Here is a 14,113-nt window from a genome sequence, read left to right as displayed (position 1 = left end):
CGCCCGGCGTCGTGCTGCCGCCGGGCGCGGTGGAGGAGGCGGCCTCGGTGCTCGCCCGGCTGCCCCGGCCGTTCACCGTGGCGCAGGCGCGGACCGCGCTGAACACCAGCCGCCGGGTCGTCGTCCCGCTTCTGGAGCACCTCGACCGGGTCGGCATCACCAGACGCCAGGACACCTCTGGCTCCAGAACTTTTCTTTGATAGCGTTACCATCGGGGACGTGCAGGTGCCTGGTGGCCCTCCCGGTCTTCAAAACCGGTGGCGCCGAGGATCTCGGCGCGGCGGGTTCGATTCCCGTCCGTCTCCGCTGCTCCCCCAGAGTCGGCTGGAGTTCCATGAGATTTCTCCTGCTCGGGCACTTCGAAATCCATCGACCGGACGGCGGCCGGTTCGCCGTGACCCGGATCAAGCACCGCCAGCTCCTCGCCCTCCTGCTGCTCGACTCGCCTCACACGGTCTCGACCGAGCGCTGCATCGCCGCCTTGTGGGGTGACGACGCCCCGCCGTCGGCGCGGCGGAACCTGCAGACGTACATCGCCGGCCTGCGCAAGGGGCTGGCCCGCTCCGGCGTCGAGATCCGGACCGAGCCGGGCGGCTACCGGGTGACCGACGTCGAAGACCGGCTCGACCTGGCCGACTTCGAGGCGGCGCGGTCGGCCGCCGCCACCGCCCTGGCCGGGCGCGACGACGCCGCGGCGGCCGGCCTGCTCAGAGACGGGCTCGCCCTCTGGCGCGGCGGCGCGCTCCAGGACCTCGCCGACAGCTCCGAGGCGCTGCGCAACGCCGCCACCCAGCTCAACGAGCGCCGCACCGCCGCGATCGGCGACTTCGCCGGCGCGTGCATCCGCCTGGGGGCCTACGAGGAGGCCATCGACCAGCTCCGGATCGCGGTCGCCCGCGCCCCGCTGCGGGAGGACCTGCGCGCCCGGCTCATGCTCGCCCTGCACAAGAGCGGACGCCGGGCCGACGCACTGCTGGCCTACCACGACTGCCGGGCGGCGCTGGTCGAGCACATCGGCGTCGGGCCGTCGACCACGCTGACGGCCCTGCACGACCGCATCCTCATGGAGGACGCGAGCCTGTGATGTGGCGGCCGTATGGCGGCCGTATGGCGGTCGTGGAGGAATACCGCTCACTCTGGGGGCGTGGCGATGTTAGCGCGAACACCTGACGGCCGTACGCTCACCGCGGACGGCGGCCCGCAGCCCTTCACCATGGGCTGGAGCTACCTGTTCTGGGCGCGGAGCGACAAGGGCGCCCAGCGTTTCCACACCGGCGCGGCGGGCGCGCGCGAGCTCATCGCCCGCCACCTGGGCGAGTACGACCGGTTCACCGTCCGCGAGGTGTCGTGGAACGGCGCCCGGCTGGTCTCCCACGAGGACCCCGAGAACGCCGGCACGACGATGCTGTGGATCGGGCCGCACCACGAGGTCTACACCTTCGTCCAGGGCACGAACGTGCCGTTCGAGCTGTTCATCGGCGAGCTCGCCGCCTTCGACATCCGCGACGCCCCCGAGGGCGTCGTGCTGGCTCCCCGGCTCGGCGCGCGGGTGCGCCTCGACGGCCTGCTGGCGGTCAACAGCCTGGAGGGCGTCTGCTCGATCCAGGTGAACCCGGCCGGCGCGCTGCCCACGCCGGGCGGCGCCGGCAAACGGGTGCGCGGCGGCGCGCTGTGGAAACGCGACGAGCGGGCCGACGACGGGCGGCTCCTGCGGTCGGCCATCCTGGTCAACACGTCGACGACCACGATCCTCACCGCGCGGGACGCCGACGACCCGCGCTTCGCGGCCGTCGCCGACTCCTTCACCTGCGGGCTGAGCTGACCGCCGTGCAGAACGTCGTCAACTCTCTGGCCGTGTTCGCCTTCCTCGGCATGGTGATCGCCCTGTTTGCGATCTCCGCCCTGCTCAGGATCGTGCGCGAACTCCAACAGGCGGTCCTCGCCGCCCCCGCAGCCGCCCCCGGCCCGGACGCCGTCCGGAGGGTGACCCGCTTCGCCTCCGCCGACGGGCTGCCGACCTTCGTCCTCGTGGTCTCGGAACAGTGCCCCAGCTGCCGCGACCGCGCCGTCCATCTGGCCGGGATGCCGCCCGGCCGGATCGACGGCCACCTGGTCGTGCTGTCCGCGAGCCGGGCGTGCGCGGCCTGGGTCGAACCGGCCCCGCACGTCGAGGCCGTCGTCGACGCCGACCTGCTCGGTTCGGTCGCGGTCGGCGCGACCCCCTCGCTCGTCAAGTACGCCCCCGACGGCGCCGAGGAGTGGCGCCGGGTGGTCGGGTCCGACCCGGACCTCGACCGGCTCCTCGGGATGGATCTGCCCGAATCGTCGAACGTGAGGTGAACGACATGACCCGCGACTACTGGTCCGACGTGCCGGCAGCGGACGAGGACGTGGAGGCGCGTCCGCCCGTCCGGGCCCGGGTGTCGCGGCGCACGATGGTCAAGTCGGTCGGCGTGCTCGGCGGCGCCCTGGCGCTGAACGTGGTGGGCGCCCTCCCGCCCGCCCGCGTCAAAAGCGCCTCGGCGACCGTCGGCTCGGAGTGGTCCGGCTGCTCGAACAGCGGCTACGCGAGCTTCGACGGCTACCGCGACGGCACCACCCAGCGGGTCTGCGTGGGCGGGTCGTACGCCAGCAGCTACTGCGGCAGCGACGGCTGGTTCCGCACCGACGGCAACGCCTACTCCTACTACACGCCCATCGTCGAGTGCGGCGCGAGCGGGGTCTCGAAGAAGAACGCCTGGCGCTGGACGCACGGCAGCACCCCCTACCGCTGCGCCGACGGCCGATTCGTGGTGTACGGCGTGGGCAGCACCTTCTACATCTGCTCGCGGGCCAACCCGTGACCCTGCCCGCCACCCGTACGGCCGGGTTCCTCTTCGTCCTGACGGCGTTCGTGGCGGTGGCCGGCGCGGTCTGGCCCGGGAGGCTCGACTTCCTCGCCTGGGCGTTGATGGGCGTGGTCGCGGGGTTCTCGCTGTCCGGCTCGGTTTGAAGCCTCAACTCAGCGGATCTGCTGACCTCGCCGGTCTGGCGGGGACAACTCACGGCCTTCTCGTCCGGCCTGGTGCTGGGCGGGCTGGTGTCGGGTACGGTCGCGGGGGCCTTCGGCGGCCTCGTCTCGGTGGTGCCGGAGGCGGGGCGGACCTGGGCGCTGATCCCGGTGGCGGCGGTGCTGCTCGCCTTCGAGCTGGCCGGACGTCCACTCGCGCTGATCCAGAACCGCAGGCTGGTGCCGCAGGAGATCATTCCGCGCAGCCGGTTCGAGGGGCCGTTCCAGTTCGGCTTCGAGATGGGCACGGGCGTGCGCACCTTCACCCCGACCGCGCTCCCGCACGCCCTGGTGCTCACCGTCGTGCTCGTCGGCGGCATCCTGCCCGGGGTGCTGGCGGGGCTCGGGTTCGGTCTCGGCCGGGTGCTGATGCCGCTCACCCGGTCGCTGAGCGGTGACCCGGCGCGGTGGGACCGCCACCTGCTGGGCAGGCTCGCCTGGGTGGGCCGGTTCTGCGCGGCCGGATTCCTGGCCGCGCTGCTGGTCCTGCTCCTGGGGTGGTGATCGATGATCCTGGTCGCGGACGTGGCCCTGGCCGGCGCGCTGCTCCTCGTGGCGGCGGCGTTCCTCCGCGCCGAGGAGGTCACGCGCGGGCACGGCCTGCTGCCCTCCTGGGTGATCCGCGCCGCCGGTGTGGCCGAACCGGTGCTCGGCGTCGCGGTGCTCGCGCTCTGGGTCTGGGGAGACCCCGGGCGGCCCGTCTGGGCGGCGGCCGCGGTGTGGCACGCCGCGCTGGCCGGGTATCTCCTGATCCTGCTGCGGGTACGCGGCCGGGTCCCGTGCGGCTGTCTCGACGCGGTCACCCCCGTGTCCCCGGCGAAGGCGGGCGTCGGCGTCGTGTGGGCCGCCGCGAGCGCCGTGATGGCGACGGGAGTGGTCCCCCTGCCGGAGACCGCGCCCGTCCGCCTGCTGCATCTGGCCCTGGCCGGGTTCGCCGCCCTGCTGGCGGTCGTCGCGGCCTCGGTGCTGTCCGTTTCGTCGTCGTCCCCTCGAAGGAGGACCAGATGAGCCGATGGGCGCTCGTCGTCGCGGTCACGGTGGCGGGGCTGTCCGCCTGCACCGGGGAGGGAGGGCCGGTCGCGGCCAGTCCGGCGCCGCCGCAGGTGCTTCTCGACGCGGCCCAGCTGCCCGGCGGGCCCTGGACGGCCGGCACGACCGGCGACATCCGCTGGGCCGACCTCGACGAGGCGCTGGTGCCGTGCGGGAGGCGGAGCATCGCCCCGGCGGACGCCCGGGTGCGGTTCCGGGTGTTCTCGACGGCCGGCGGGGCGTCGGTCTCGGAGGTCGTCGTCTCCGGCACGGACGCCGTCCAGACCTTCAAGCGCTTCTACGCCGAGTGCTCCTCCGCGGGGACGGTGGAGTCGCGGCCAGGACCGGCCAACGTCGTGGACCGCGGCGGGATGACGGAGATCGCCGTGTTCACCGACGACCATCTGGTCGTCGTCAGGGGGACCGGAGACGACCTGCCCGCGATCGCGGACACCGCTCGTGAGCAGGCCGCGAAGGCGGGCTGACCCCGGGGGGCGGCCGTCGTGCGGCCGCCTCCCGGGGCGGATCCGATCAGCGGTAGCCGGCGGAGATCACCTCGGCCTGGACGGCGTTCTCGGTGGCGTCGGTCGGATATCCGGCGACCATGGCCCCCTCGTAGAAGGTGCCCGCGCTGAGGTTGGCGCCGCCGTCGGGCTTGCAGCAGTCACCGCCGCTGCCCAGGATGATGGCCCCCTGCTTCTTCATCGGGCTGTAGCCGTTGGGGAGCGGGCCGTCGTACAGCGTGTAGAGGCTGCCCGACTGGGCGTTGCTGCCCTTGATGGCGAAGCGGGTCGTGCCGTTGTTCTTCAGCGTGGCGGTCACGAACTTGTGGGGGAAGGCCCGCTGGTTGGTGTTCCACGACTGGCTGCCGCCCGGGAACAGGCCCCACTCCAGGTCGGCCTGCACCCACGGGCCGGACCCCTGGCAGCCGCCGAACCAGCACTGGGTGCTGAAGTTGATGGCGTCCATGGCCCCGGCGGCGTCGGCCTTGCGGGTGGTCTCGCTGTTGCCGTAGTCGAAGCAGCAGCCGCTGTTGACGTGGACGCCGCTGGTCACCATGTACATGCCCTCGGGCGCGCTGCCCGTCGGGACGCCGGTCAGGTGGCCGTCCCGCCAGTAGCTGTTGCCCGGGTTGATGTACAGGGAGTAGGCCTTGTTGCCGCCCACGGTGAGGGACTCGGTGGTGGCGACCGCCGGCCGGCTCTGCGGGGAGCCGGGGACCACGCTGGATCCCTGGTACCACAGGTCGTTGCCGCGCCCCGACTGGTCGTACAGCACCGTGATGACGCAGGTCGTGCCGGCGCAGAAGGAGTCCTGCGCGGCGGCGTTGGCGACCCCGCCGGTGGTCAGCACGCCGATGTTCCTGGTCGTGTTGTCGGAGGAGCGCCTGACCTGGTAGAGGTTGCCGGCGTAGGCGTTGAAGAGCGCCCGCGTCGTGCTGTGCGCGGCGATGCAGGGCGTGCCGCCCGAGGCGTAGATGTCACACGGGCGGGCGCCGGGCGGCGGCGGGCTCGGGCTCGTCGACGGGGACGGGGACGGGCTGGGCTGCGCGCCGGTCGACCACTTCTGGTTGGCGCCGCCGTGGCAGGTCCAGATGTGGACCCTGGTGCCGTTGGCGGTGCCGTAGGCCGACACGTCCAGGCACTTGCCGGAGCCGATGGCGGTGATGCTGCCGTCGGAGTTCAGCCGCCACTTCTGGTTGTTCTGGCCGTTGCAGTCCCAGATGATCACCGCCGTCCCGTCGGCCGTGCCTGCCGCGTTCACGTCGAGGCACTTGCCGCCGTACACGCGCAGCTCACTGGCGCTCGTGGTGGTCCACTGCTGGTTGGCCTGCCCGTTGCAGTCCCAGATCGTCGTCTGGACGCCGTTGGCCTGGGAGGCCCCGGGCACGTCCAGGCACCGGCCGGACGCCGTGCCGATCAGCGGGGTGGTCGCCGCGGTCGCCGGCGTCCACCAGGTCAGGGTGGTCGCCAGGAGCGCGGTCAGCACCGCGACGACCGCCGCGACGAGGGCCCGCCGTGAGCCCGGTAAGGGGATGTGCATGGTCGAACTCCTTCGAGGGAGGGGGAGCGAATCGATTCGACGCAAGGGTAAGACTGACTCAGCCCGATGACCAAGACTTGTGCGGGCTCATCGGTACGGCAGATGTGAATGTTTCATTCATATTCCGATGCATGCTTCTGGGGCGATGACGATATTCACAGCTCAACGAGCATGGACGACCTGCCGGGGGTGGCACCCGGGTGGAGAGTCGATCGAATAAGCGGGCTTAAGCCCTTGACGATCAGGGGCGGCCTGAACGTAATAGGTAGCGATGCTCCCGAGGCGGCACACCTCCGGGCACGAGAAGCATGACCCTCCCGGCAACAGCGTGGCGGCGCGCGCCTTGCCCTGACTTCTCCCATGTCAGGAAGGAACACCGCATGTCCCGACGTCCGTGGCTCAGGATGCTGACCACGATGGCGCTCATCGCGCCGGCGGTCGTCGCGCTCACCGCCTCCCCGGCGAACGCGCTGACCATCTCGCCCTCCGACTACCAGCAGGTGTCGCTCGCCTCCGGCGGCAACGAGCTGGGCGAGGCGATGTCACTGGCCGTGATGCCGAACCGCTCGGTCATCCACACCGCCCGCGACGGCACGGTCCGCGTGACCGACGTCAACGGCAACACGAAGGTGGCCGGCCGGCTCAACGTCTACACGCACGACGAGGAGGGCCTCCAGGGCGTGGCGGTCGACCCGAACTTCGCCACCAACCGGTACGTCTGGCTCTACTACTCGCCCCGGCTGAGCACCCCGAGCGGCGACGCCCCGGCCACCGGCACCCAGTCGCAGTTCGACGCGTGGAAGGGTGAGCTGTACCTGTCCAGGTTCACCCTGAACTCCGACGACACCCTCAACACCTCCAGCGAGAAGGTGGTCCTGCGGGTCGCCAACGACCGGGGTCAGTGCTGCCACGTGGGTGGCGACATCGACTTCGACGCCCAGGGCAACCTCTACCTGACCACCGGCGACGACACCAACCCGTTCGAGTCGAGCGGCTACTCCCCGCTGGACGAGCGCACCAACCGCAACCCGCAGTACGACGCCCAGCGCTCCTCGGCCAACACCAACGATCTGCGCGGCAAGCTCCTGCGGATCAAGCCGCAGGCCGACGGCACCTACACGATCCCCAGCGGCAACATGTTCGCGCCGGGGACGTCGGGGACCCGTCCCGAGATCTACGCGATGGGCTTCCGCAACCCCTTCCGGATGAGCGTCGACAAGGCGACCGGCGTCGTCTACCTGGGCGACTACGGCCCCGACGCCGGGTCGAGCAACTCCAACCGGGGCCCGAGCGGCCAGGTGGAGTTCAACCGGGTCACCGCTCCCGGCTTCTACGGCTGGCCGTACTGCACGGGCTCCAACAGCACCAGCGAGACCTACAACGAGTGGAACTTCGCCAGCAACAGCACCGGGAGCAAGTACAACTGCTCCGGCGGCGCGACCAACAACTCCTTCCGCAACACCGGTCTGACCACGCTCCCCGCGGCCAAGCCCGCGTGGATCCGGTACGCCGGTGACGCCGGCTCGCCGTCGCAGTTCGGCTCGGGCTCGGAGTCGCCGATGGGCGGCCCGGTCTACCGGTACGACGCCAGCCTGAACTCCCCGATCAAGTTCCCGCAGACGCTCGACGGCCGCTTCTTCGCCGGCGAGTACGGCCGCCGCTGGATCAAGGCCATCGAGGTGACCTCCTCCGGCGGCTACGGCGAGATCTCCGCGTTCCCCTGGTCGGGCACGCAGGTGATGGACATGGCCTTCGGCCCCGACGGCGCGTTGTACGTGCTCGACTACGGCACCGGCAGCAACAACCAGGCGCTCTACCGGGTCGAGTACATCGGCCAGGCCAACCGCAACCCGATCGCCAGGGCCTCGGCCGACAAGACCTCCGGAGCGGCTCCGCTGACGGTGAACTTCTCCTCGGCCGGCAGTTCCGACCCCGAGGGCGGCGCGCTGTCGTACTCGTGGACCTTCGGCGACGGCACCACCTCCACCGCCGCCAACCCGGTCAAGACCTACTCCGCCAACGGCGCGTACACCGCCACGCTCACCGTCCGCGACCCGCAGGGGCTGCCCGGGAGCTCAAGCGTGAACGTGACGGTCGGCAACACCGCCCCCTCCGTCACGCTCACGACACCGGGCGACGGCCGGCTGTTCTCCTTCGGGGAGACGGTGCCGTTCCAGGTCACCGTCAGCGACCCGGAGGACGGCACGATCGACTGCTCCAAGGTGTCGGTGACCTACTCGCTCGGCCATGACAGCCACGCGCACCAGATCACCTCGCAGAACGGGTGCAGCGGCTCCATCGCGGTGCCGGTCGACGGCGAGCACGACTCCGCGGCCAACATCTACGGCGTCTTCGTGGCCTCCTACACCGACGGGGGCGGCCTGACCTCGACCAGCACCCGGACGCTGCAGCCGCGGCTCCGCCAGGCCGAGCACTTCGGCGCCCAGCAGGGTGTGCAGACGGCCGACAAGACCACCGCCGAGGGCGGCAAGACGGTGGGCTTCGTCGACGACGGCGACTGGATCTCCTTCCAGCCGTACAACCTGAGCAACGCCACGAGCTTCACCGCAAGGGTCTCCTCGGCGGGCGCGGGCGGCCGGATCGAGGTCCGGGCGGGCTCGGCCACGGGCACGCTGCTCGGCACGGCCACCGTGGCCGCCACCGGAAGCTGGGACACCTTCGCCAACGTCTCGGCGACCCTCAGCGGCGCGCCCTCCGGGGCCACGACGCTGTACCTGGTGTTCCGCGGCGCGACGGGTCAGGGCTACCTGTTCGACGTGGACTCCTTCAGCTTCGCCACCGGCACCCCCCCGACCGGCTGGACGAACGCGCTGCGGGGCACCGGGTCCAACCGGTGCCTGGACGTCAACGGCGCGTCGACGGCCAACGGCTCGCTGGCCCAGATCTGGGACTGCAACGGCCAGACCAACCAGTCGTGGACCAGCAACAGCACCAGCGAGCTGCGGGTGTACGGCAACAAGTGCCTGGACGTGAGCGGCGCCGGCACGGCCGACGGCACGGCGGTGCTCATCTGGGACTGCAACGGCCAGAACAACCAGAAGTGGCGCCTGAACTCCGACGGCAGCATGACCGCCATCGGCGCGAACAAGTGCCTGGAGGTGAACGGCACCGCCAACGGCACCAAGGCGCGTATCTGGACCTGCAACGGCGGTGCCAACCAGAAGTGGACCCGCGTCTGAGGCCCTGCGCCCCAGCACGACAACCATCGGTGTGACGCCCGGCGCGACCGCGCCGGGCGTCACGACGGAAGGACACCCCATGCTGCGACATCTGACCTCTGCCGCGCTCAGGCGCCTGGCGGTGACCGCGGTGGCGCTCGTCACCGCGGCCGCCGCGACGGTGATCCCGGCCGTGCCCGCCCACGCCGCCCCCTTCAAGGTGCTGGTCTTCTCCAAGACGGCCGGATTCCGGCACGACTCGATCGCCGTCGGAACCCAGGCCATCCGCGACCTCGGGTCGGCCAACGACTTCACCGTCGACTCCACCGAGGACTCCAACGCCTTCAACACCTCCAACCTCTCGCAGTACCAGGCGGTGGTGTTCCTCAACACGACCGGCGACGTGCTGAACGACACCCAGCAGTCGGCCTTCCAGACCTACGTGAACGGCGGCGGCGGTTACGTCGGCGTCCACGCGGCCTCGGACACCGAGTACAACTGGCCCTTCTACGGGCAGCTGGTGGGCGCCTGGTTCAACAGCCACCCCGCCATCCAGCAGGCCACCGTGCGCCAGGAGGACCGGGCGCACCCCGCGACCGCGCACCTGGGCACGACCTGGTCGCGCAGCGACGAGTGGTACAGCTTCCGCAGCAACCCCCGCCCGAACGTGCGCGTCCTGCAGAACCTGGACGAGAGCAGCTACAGCGGCGGCGGCATGGGCGACCACCCGATCACCTGGTGTCACCCGCAGCAGTCCGGCCGCGCGTTCTACACCGGCCTGGGCCACACGCAGGCGTCGTACTCCGACTCCAACTTCCGCACCCTGCTGCTGGGCGGCATCAAGTACGCGGCCAAGGCGGCCCACGCCGACTGCCGCCCCGAGACCGGCTACACCGCGCTGTACAACGGCTCGACGACGGGCTGGCAGCAGGCCGGCCCGGGGTCGTTCTCCAACAGCTCGGGCACGCTGACCTCCTCGGGCGGCATGGGCATGCTCTGGTACAGCACCAAGCAGTTCGGGTCGTACTCGCTCAAGCTCGACTGGCGGCTGAACGGCGACTCCAACTCCGGGGTCATCGTCGGCTTCCCCGCCACCAGCGACCCGCAGACCGCGCTCAACACCGGTCACGAGGTGCAGATCGACGCGACCGACGCCGCCGACCGGACGACCGGCGCGATCTACGGATTCAAGGCGGCCGACCAGACCGCCCGCGACGCGGCCCTGAACCCGCCGGGTCAGTGGAACACCTACGAGCTGCTGGTGGAGGGTGAGCGGCTGCAGGTGTTCCTGAACGGAACCAAGATCAACGACTTCACCAACACCGACCCGAACCGCTCGCTTACACAGGGGTACATCGGCATCCAGAACCACGGGTCCCCCGACGTGGTGGCCTACCGCAACATCCGCATCAAGGAACTGACCACCGTGACGCCGTCGCCGTCGCCCTCTCCGTCGCCCTCTCCGTCGCCCTCTCCGTCACCGAGCCCCTCGACGGGCACCACCAGCGCCCTGCGCGGGGTGGCGTCCAACCGGTGCCTGGACGTCAGCGGCGGGTCGACGGCCAACGGCGCGATCGTGCAGATCTGGGACTGCAACGGTCAGACCAACCAGAGGTGGACCTCCACGAGCGCCAGTGAGCTGCGCGTGTACGGCAACAAGTGCCTGGACGTGAGCGGCAACGGCACCGCCAACGGGACCCCCGTCAGCATCTGGGACTGCAACGGCCAGAACAACCAGAAGTGGCGGTTCAACTCCGACGGCACCATCACCGCCATCGGCGCGAACAAGTGCCTGGACGTGGTGGGCTCCGGCACCGCCAACGGCTCCAGGCTGCACATCTACACCTGCCACGGCGGTGGCAACCAGAGATGGACCCGGGTCTGATCACGACCTGACGCATCCGTGGAGCCGGTCGCCCGAGGCGGCCGGCTCCACCGGCGTCTCCGGGCTAGGCCGCCGTCCACGACGAGACGAGCTGGGTGCGGGCGCGGGCCACCCGGGAGCGCACGGTCCCGATCGGGCAGCCGAGCAGCCGCGCGGCCTCGGCGTACGGCACCCCGATGACCTGCGTCAGCACGAACGCCTCCCGGCGCTCGCAGGGCACCTGGTCCAGCAGGTCGGCCAGCGCGACCCACTCGTCGAGGCCCGCGGCGTCTCGGTGCCGGCGGCGTTCGGCCGTGGTCTGCCAGTCGGTCAGGTCGGCGACCTTCGGCCGGGCGGAGGCGGCCCGGAACCGGTCGACCACCACCCGGCGGGCGATCGACAGTAACCAGGTGCGCGCCGACGACCGCCCGGCGAACCCCGGCAGGCTCGCCAGCACGCGCAGGAACGTCTCCTGGACGAGGTCGTCGGCGGTCTCCCGGTCGGTGAGGCGGACCAGGAACCGGCGCACGTCCGGGTAGGCGGCCCGGACGAACGCGTCGAGATCGGCGGGGTCGCCCGAGCGCGCGGTGAGGGCCAGCTCGGTCAGCGGCACTTCCATGATCATTCCTCTGCGGATGTCGTGATCGAGGCGCACGGCTACGGCCGGCCGGGCAGACTCCCGGCCGGGAAACGTGAGGTCAGGCCCGCTCGCGCCCGGGCAGCGGGAACACCGCCGCGAACGCGACGCCGAGCCCGGCGAACAGGTGCGCGGCGACCGCCGGCCCCGAGGCGACCACGGCGAACGCGGCCGGCCTCAGGACCCGGAACGGCAGCCGCGCGACCACGGTTGTCAGCCCGTCTTCCGGCGGCCCATGGCCACGAAGAAGCCCAGGCCCAGCAGGGCGATCACCCCGCCGACGATCCACAGACGACCCCCGCCGCCGGAGTCGTCTTCGGAGGCGGAGACCGGCCGGGTCACCGGGGTGCTCGCCGGGGTGGCGGCCGTTTCGGCGGCCGCACCCGCCAGGGTGAACGGGATCTCACCCTCGATCGGGTGGCCGTCGGAGGAGACCACCCGCCAGCCGATCACGTACTTCCCCGGCGGCGGCGCCGACAGGGGGCGAGCCGTCAGGAGCTTGCCCTCGGTCTCCGGCCTGGTCAGCTCGACGGCGGTGCCCGCCGCGTCGTGCAGGACCATCGCGGGGAACCGGACCCCGGCGGAGAAGGTCAGCGTGATCTCGTCGAGCGACTCGACCGTCGCGTTCTTCGCCGGGTCGCTCGCCTTGAGCTGGTCGTGTGCCAGCGCGGTCGCGCTGCCCGCGACGAGCGTCGCGACCATCGCCGCGAGCAGGGCCAGGAACCTCATGACAGCACCTCCTGGCCGATCCAGCCCTTCTCGTCACACCCTCGCGGGATGACGAAGACCGCCGACCCGATCGGGGTGATCCACTCGTTGAGCAGGTCGGCCTCGGCGAGCTGTCTCTGGATGGGGACGAACTGGCGCTCGATGTCGGCCTGGTAGGAGGCGAAGATCAGGCCCGAGTCGGCGTGGCCCTGCGCGGTGACGTCCTCGTCGTAGTTGTACGGGCGCCGCAGGATGCGGAGCCGCGGGTCGCCGACGTGGGCGCGGCGGATGTGGGCGTACTCGGAGATCACCGGGAAGCCGTGGGCGCCCTTGGCGGCGAAGTCGGGGGCGTCCTGCTCCCGGGCGCCGGTCAGGGGCGCGCCGGTCGACAGGCGGCGGCCGATGGTGAACTCCCTGGCCACCACGTCGGCGGCGTCCCAGGTCTCCAGTTCGGCCCTGATCCTGCGGACGACGAGCTGGGTCGTGTCGTCGGGCCGCCAGACGGCGAGGTCGAAGTCGGGCGTGCCGGGCTTCGGGTTGGCGGTGCCGTCGAGCTGGCCCATGACGTTGCGCTGGGTCTGGCCGCCCGGCTGGGTGCCGGCGGCGCGGCGGAAACCACGCTGGGTCCAGCGGACCGTCGCGAACGAGCGGGCGTCCTTGACGATCATCCGGAGGGCGTGGCTGACGGTGAGCGGGTCGTCGGCGCAGATCTGCACGAGCAGGTCGCCGCCGGTCCACCTCTTCTCCAGCTTGTCGATGGAGAAGCTCGGCAGCGGCTTGATCGGGGACTTCACGTCCGCATGGGCGTACAGGCCGGGACCGAAACCGAAGGTCACGGTCAGGCGCGCGGCGGGCGTCGCGAGTTCGGGCTCGGTGTCGGCGAGCGCCGGGCGGCCCTGGGTGAGCCGCCGGGCGTCGTCGGTGAGCAGCCGCATCATGCGCGCCAGGGCGTCTCGATCAATGCCCTTGCGCAGGTCGAGGGCGACGAAGACGGCGTGGGCCTGCGGTTCGGTGGCGACGCCGGCCTGTCGGGGGCCGTGGAAGGGGACGACGGTCTCCCCGGCGCGGGCCGACGCGGCAGGGGTGAGCGCGACCACCCCTGCCACGACGCCGCCGGCGAGCAGTCCCCGGCGGGTCAGCTCAGCCATTGTGCGTGCCGGGCTGGTAGTCCTCCTTGGCGCCCGCGAAGTCCTTGCCGACGGCGGTGAACTCGAAGGTCCCGCCGTCGGCGAGGGTGAGGGTGAACGGGATCTCGGCGCCGGGCTCGACGGCCTGCTTGGCGTCCATGATCATGATGTGGTCGCCGCCGGGGGCCAGCTCGTGGCTGCCGCCCGCCGGGACGACGAACCCGCCCTGCTTGGGCTGCATGACCATCTTGCCGTCCTTGTCGACGACCTCGTGGAGCTCGATCATCGGCGACAGCGGGCTGGTGCCGGAGACGACCGTGATGTCGGCGCCGGAGTTGTTGACCAGGGTGCCGAAGGCGGCGGTCATGCCCTCCTTGGCGGTCTTCACCCACGGATCGGTGATCGACAGGGCGGCGGCCGCGGGCTCGGCCGGCGCGGTGGCGGCCGGGGCGGAGGCGGCCGGGGCGGAGGCGGCCG

General features: G+C 71.5%; 17 protein-coding genes and 1 tRNA gene. 12 read left to right on the top strand and 6 right to left on the bottom strand.

Translation table 11 applies throughout. The features are described from left to right. The 10 genes from FDA94_RS38230 to FDA94_RS38190 all read left to right on the top strand — a co-directional run. On the top strand, positions 1-200 hold a 200-nt coding region (locus FDA94_RS38230; RefSeq protein ID WP_170991316.1), incomplete at its 5' end, for a SelB domain-containing protein. 13 nt (positions 201-213) lie between these two features. Continuing rightward, a tRNA-Sec gene (locus FDA94_RS38225) sits at positions 214-307 on the top strand. Positions 308-334: 27 nt separating this feature from the next. Continuing rightward, a complete protein-coding gene (locus tag FDA94_RS38220) occupies positions 335-1,084 on the top strand; it encodes an AfsR/SARP family transcriptional regulator (RefSeq protein ID WP_137251902.1) in 750 nt (249 codons plus the stop codon). A 60-nt stretch (positions 1,085-1,144) separates the two neighbouring features. After that, positions 1,145-1,822: a hypothetical protein gene (locus FDA94_RS38215; RefSeq protein ID WP_137251901.1), complete on the top strand. Its 678-nt coding sequence runs from the start codon at positions 1,145-1,147 to the stop codon at positions 1,820-1,822. A gap of 5 nt (positions 1,823-1,827) precedes the next feature. Continuing rightward, entirely contained in the window at positions 1,828-2,340 is a 513-nt protein-coding gene (locus FDA94_RS39710) for a hypothetical protein (RefSeq protein WP_170991315.1), read from the top strand. A gap of 5 nt (positions 2,341-2,345) precedes the next feature. Next, positions 2,346-2,843 carry a hypothetical protein gene (locus FDA94_RS38205; protein WP_137251900.1) on the top strand — a complete coding sequence of 166 codons (498 nt, stop codon included), beginning with the start codon at positions 2,346-2,348 and terminating at the stop codon, positions 2,841-2,843. After that, positions 2,840-2,992 (top strand): hypothetical protein, encoded by a 153-nt coding sequence (locus FDA94_RS39705; RefSeq protein WP_170991314.1) that lies wholly within the window; start codon positions 2,840-2,842, stop codon positions 2,990-2,992. Before FDA94_RS38205 ends, FDA94_RS39705 begins: the two co-directional genes overlap by 4 nt. Before the next feature lie 72 nt (positions 2,993-3,064). Then, positions 3,065-3,553 carry a hypothetical protein gene (locus FDA94_RS38200; RefSeq protein WP_137251899.1) on the top strand — a complete coding sequence of 163 codons (489 nt, stop codon included), beginning with the start codon at positions 3,065-3,067 and terminating at the stop codon, positions 3,551-3,553. A 3-nt stretch (positions 3,554-3,556) separates the two neighbouring features. Beyond that, positions 3,557-4,057, top strand: coding sequence for a MauE/DoxX family redox-associated membrane protein (locus FDA94_RS38195; RefSeq protein WP_137251898.1), 501 nt, complete (start codon positions 3,557-3,559; stop codon positions 4,055-4,057). Then, on the top strand, positions 4,054-4,563 hold the full coding sequence (locus FDA94_RS38190) for a hypothetical protein (protein ID WP_137251897.1): 510 nt from the start codon (positions 4,054-4,056) through the stop codon (positions 4,561-4,563). The genes FDA94_RS38195 and FDA94_RS38190 overlap by 4 nt, the downstream gene beginning before the upstream one ends. A gap of 46 nt (positions 4,564-4,609) precedes the next feature. On the opposite strand, the gene FDA94_RS38185 is transcribed toward FDA94_RS38190, so the two are convergent. Next, the gene (locus FDA94_RS38185; RefSeq protein WP_137251896.1) at positions 4,610-6,121 is read right to left on the bottom strand and encodes an arabinofuranosidase catalytic domain-containing protein; all 1,512 of its coding nucleotides are present in this window, start codon (positions 6,119-6,121) and stop codon (positions 4,610-4,612) included. A gap of 380 nt (positions 6,122-6,501) precedes the next feature. On the opposite strand from FDA94_RS38185, the gene FDA94_RS38180 reads away from it, so the two are divergent. Together FDA94_RS38180 and FDA94_RS38175 are read left to right on the top strand one after the other, a co-directional pair. Beyond that, positions 6,502-9,321 carry a PQQ-dependent sugar dehydrogenase gene (locus FDA94_RS38180; RefSeq protein WP_137251895.1) on the top strand — a complete coding sequence of 940 codons (2,820 nt, stop codon included), beginning with the start codon at positions 6,502-6,504 and terminating at the stop codon, positions 9,319-9,321. Positions 9,322-9,400: 79 nt separating this feature from the next. Then, on the top strand, positions 9,401-11,185 hold the full coding sequence (locus FDA94_RS38175; RefSeq protein WP_137251894.1) for a ThuA domain-containing protein: 1,785 nt from the start codon (positions 9,401-9,403) through the stop codon (positions 11,183-11,185). 64 nt (positions 11,186-11,249) lie between these two features. Here the strand turns inward: FDA94_RS38175 and FDA94_RS38170 are convergent, their stop codons facing one another. From FDA94_RS38170 to FDA94_RS38155, 5 genes are all read right to left on the bottom strand, one after another. After that, positions 11,250-11,783, bottom strand: coding sequence for a sigma-70 family RNA polymerase sigma factor (locus FDA94_RS38170; protein ID WP_246060382.1), 534 nt, complete (start codon positions 11,781-11,783; stop codon positions 11,250-11,252). Between the two features lie 79 nt (positions 11,784-11,862). Then, entirely contained in the window at positions 11,863-12,009 is a 147-nt protein-coding gene (locus FDA94_RS39700; RefSeq protein WP_170991313.1) for a hypothetical protein, read from the bottom strand. Between the two features lie 5 nt (positions 12,010-12,014). Continuing rightward, complete coding sequence (locus FDA94_RS38165; RefSeq protein ID WP_137251892.1) at positions 12,015-12,530, bottom strand: copper resistance CopC family protein; 516 nt, start codon at positions 12,528-12,530, stop codon at positions 12,015-12,017. Then, positions 12,527-13,657, bottom strand: a complete 1,131-nt coding sequence (locus FDA94_RS38160) for a Dyp-type peroxidase (RefSeq protein ID WP_137251891.1) — start codon at positions 13,655-13,657, stop codon at positions 12,527-12,529. The genes FDA94_RS38165 and FDA94_RS38160 overlap by 4 nt, the downstream gene beginning before the upstream one ends. Next, positions 13,650-14,113: copper chaperone PCu(A)C (locus FDA94_RS38155; protein WP_137251890.1), on the bottom strand; the 464-nt coding region annotated here is incomplete at its 5' end. The genes FDA94_RS38155 and FDA94_RS38160, both read right to left, overlap by 8 nt.

The organism is Herbidospora galbida, from assembly GCF_005233835.1.
Taxonomy (GTDB): Bacteria; Actinomycetota; Actinomycetes; order Streptosporangiales; family Streptosporangiaceae; genus Herbidospora; species Herbidospora galbida.
Note: the sequence above shows the minus strand (reverse complement) of the source record. Positions and strands in the feature narration are given on the sequence as shown.

Coding starts and splice junctions, on each gene's coding strand:
- FDA94_RS38180 (WP_137251895.1), top strand. CDS start 6,502: ATGTCCCGACGTCCGTGGCTCAGGATGCTGACCACGATGGCGCTCATC.
- FDA94_RS38195 (WP_137251898.1), top strand. CDS start 3,557: ATGATCCTGGTCGCGGACGTGGCCCTGGCCGGCGCGCTGCTCCTCGTG.
- FDA94_RS38160 (WP_137251891.1), bottom strand. CDS start 13,657: ATGGCTGAGCTGACCCGCCGGGGACTGCTCGCCGGCGGCGTCGTGGCA.
- FDA94_RS38165 (WP_137251892.1), bottom strand. CDS start 12,530: ATGAGGTTCCTGGCCCTGCTCGCGGCGATGGTCGCGACGCTCGTCGCG.
- FDA94_RS38170 (WP_246060382.1), bottom strand. CDS start 11,783: ATGGAAGTGCCGCTGACCGAGCTGGCCCTCACCGCGCGCTCGGGCGAC.
- FDA94_RS38205 (WP_137251900.1), top strand. CDS start 2,346: ATGACCCGCGACTACTGGTCCGACGTGCCGGCAGCGGACGAGGACGTG.
- FDA94_RS38190 (WP_137251897.1), top strand. CDS start 4,054: ATGAGCCGATGGGCGCTCGTCGTCGCGGTCACGGTGGCGGGGCTGTCC.
- FDA94_RS38175 (WP_137251894.1), top strand. CDS start 9,401: ATGCTGCGACATCTGACCTCTGCCGCGCTCAGGCGCCTGGCGGTGACC.
- FDA94_RS38220 (WP_137251902.1), top strand. CDS start 335: ATGAGATTTCTCCTGCTCGGGCACTTCGAAATCCATCGACCGGACGGC.
- FDA94_RS38185 (WP_137251896.1), bottom strand. CDS start 6,121: ATGCACATCCCCTTACCGGGCTCACGGCGGGCCCTCGTCGCGGCGGTC.